This window comes from Streptomyces sp. 549 (assembly GCF_030124175.1).
Lineage (GTDB): Bacteria > Actinomycetota > Actinomycetes > Streptomycetales > Streptomycetaceae > Streptomyces.
The window spans coordinates 1-1,909 of sequence record NZ_JASKMT010000059.1; the positions used below are offsets into that span (position 1 = coordinate 1).

Genomic DNA, 1,909 nt, shown 5'->3' on the forward strand with positions numbered 1-1,909 from the left:
GTGGAGGCCGCCCGAAGCGGCAGAGACGCCACCAGCAGAACCAGACAGCTCCGCGGCAACCCGAAGAACACTACACCACGGGTCGGCGGCCATCAAACGCTGCTGGCGAAGGACGTCCGGTAGGCGCGCGGGGACGTCCGGAGCCGCAGCGCGAACTGCTGGCGCATGGTCACCTCGCTGCCGTAGCCGGCTCTCCGGGCGACCTCGGCCATCGACAGGTCGGTGCGTTCGAGCAGCTTCTGGGCCAGCGCGAGTCGCTGGTCCTGTATCCACCGGTGCGGGGTGGTACCGGTGGTTGCGGCGAAGTGGCGGGCGAAGGATCGGGCGGACATGCCCGCCCATCCGGCGAGGTCGGAGACGGTGAGCGGTTCGTGCAGCTGCCGCAGGGCACGTTCGCGGACGGCAGCCAGGACTCCGGCGTCGCGGACGTCCACCTCGGTGGGCCGCTCGATGAACTGGGCCTGGTTCCCGGTCCGGAAGGGCGCGGTGACCATGGAGCGCGCGATGGTCGCTGCGGCCTCCGCGCCGTGGAAGGTGCGCACCAGGTGCAGGCAGAGATCGATCCCGGCAGCGGTGCCCGCCGAAGTCCACAGGTTGCCGTCCTCGAGGAACAGCGCCTCGGGCTCCACCCGGACTCGCGGATGCTCCGCGGCCAGCCGGTCAGTGAGGGCCCAGTGCGTCACGGCACGGCGGTCGTCCAGCAGCCCTGCCTGCGCGAGTGTGAAGGCGCCGCCGCACAGGGCGGCGATCGGCACGCCGCGCGCATGGGCCAGGCGCAGGGCGTCGAGTACCGCCTGGGCCGGGCGGCGGTGGTCGTCCAGGCCGGGTACGACCACCAGGTCCGAGTCGGCGGCCTCGGACAGCAGGCGGTCGGGGGTGAGCGTCAGGCCGCCGCTGATCGGCACCGGCCGCTCGGTCTCGCCGCAGCGCCACAGGGTGAACGCGGGTGCGCCCCGCTCCGTGCGGTCGACCCCCCACACCTCGGTGATGACGGCGACGTCGAAGGCGCGCACGCCGGGGAAGGCCAGCAAGGCCACGGTGAACATGTGCTCAGCATGCCACCCTGGCTGGCAGGAAGCCATCGATGATGGGCACTCCTGCCACTGTTTCGTCGCGCCCGCCGCCCGCAGGATCGTCCGTATGCAGACACTCACAGCACTGAGGACAGCCGGCAACGCGGCGCTCGTCGTCGTCGACGTGCAGAAGGGCTTCGACGATCCCGTCAACGACTCCCGGGGGCGCAGCAACCCGGACGCCGAACGGAACATCAAGGACCTGCTCGACCGGTGGCAGGCAACCGGACGCCCCGTCGTGTTCGCCCGACACACCTCACTCGCCCGGGACTCCTTCCTCCGGGCCGGCCAGGTCGGCAACGACTTCCAGGACTTCGTCCAGGAGCGCCTGGGCAGGGGCGCGGGACCGGAACTGGTGGTGGACAAGACGGTGAACTCCGCCTTCATCGGCACCCCGGACCTGCGGGACTGGCTGGAGCGGGCCGGCGTCCGGCAGGTGGTGGTCGTGGGCATCCAGACCAACGGATGTGTGGAGACGACGGCCCGCATGGGCGGCAACCTGGGCTTCGACGTGGTGGTGCCGCTCGACGCCACGTACACGTTCGCCGAGACCGGGCCGGACGGCGAGCGGCTCAGCGCGGAGGAGATCACCCGGGCGACCGCGGTGAACCTGCACGCGCTCGGCTTCGCCCGGGTGGTGCGCACCGCGGACGTGCTGACCTCGACCGACACGGCGCAGGCGGACGCGACGCAGGCCGAGGGGCGGCACGCAGGCCGACCCGATGCAGCGGTGCCGGGCGGCGGCAGCCGGGGCTGACGGCCGCGCGCCCCCATGGCGGCCACGGGGGTGCCGCCGTGCGGGCGGTGCGGCGTGGGGGCGGGCGCCGTGGGGGCGG

2 protein-coding genes are annotated in these 1,909 nt (G+C 72.8%); one reads left to right on the top strand and one right to left on the bottom strand.

All coding sequences use genetic code 11. The features are described 5' to 3' along the window. Window positions 1–92: 92 nt before the first annotated feature. Complete coding sequence (locus QNO07_RS27415) at window positions 93–1,046, bottom strand: GlxA family transcriptional regulator (protein WP_283995242.1); 954 nt, start codon at window positions 1,044–1,046, stop codon at window positions 93–95. Window positions 1,047–1,140: 94 nt separating this feature from the next. On the opposite strand from QNO07_RS27415, the gene QNO07_RS27420 reads away from it, so the two are divergent. Then, window positions 1,141–1,830, top strand: a complete 690-nt coding sequence (locus tag QNO07_RS27420; RefSeq protein WP_283995243.1) for a cysteine hydrolase family protein — start codon at window positions 1,141–1,143, stop codon at window positions 1,828–1,830. The last annotated feature ends 79 nt before the right edge of the window (window positions 1,831–1,909 follow it).

Coding starts and splice junctions, on each gene's coding strand:
- QNO07_RS27415 (WP_283995242.1), bottom strand. CDS start 1,046: ATGTTCACCGTGGCCTTGCTGGCCTTCCCCGGCGTGCGCGCCTTCGAC.
- QNO07_RS27420 (WP_283995243.1), top strand. CDS start 1,141: ATGCAGACACTCACAGCACTGAGGACAGCCGGCAACGCGGCGCTCGTC.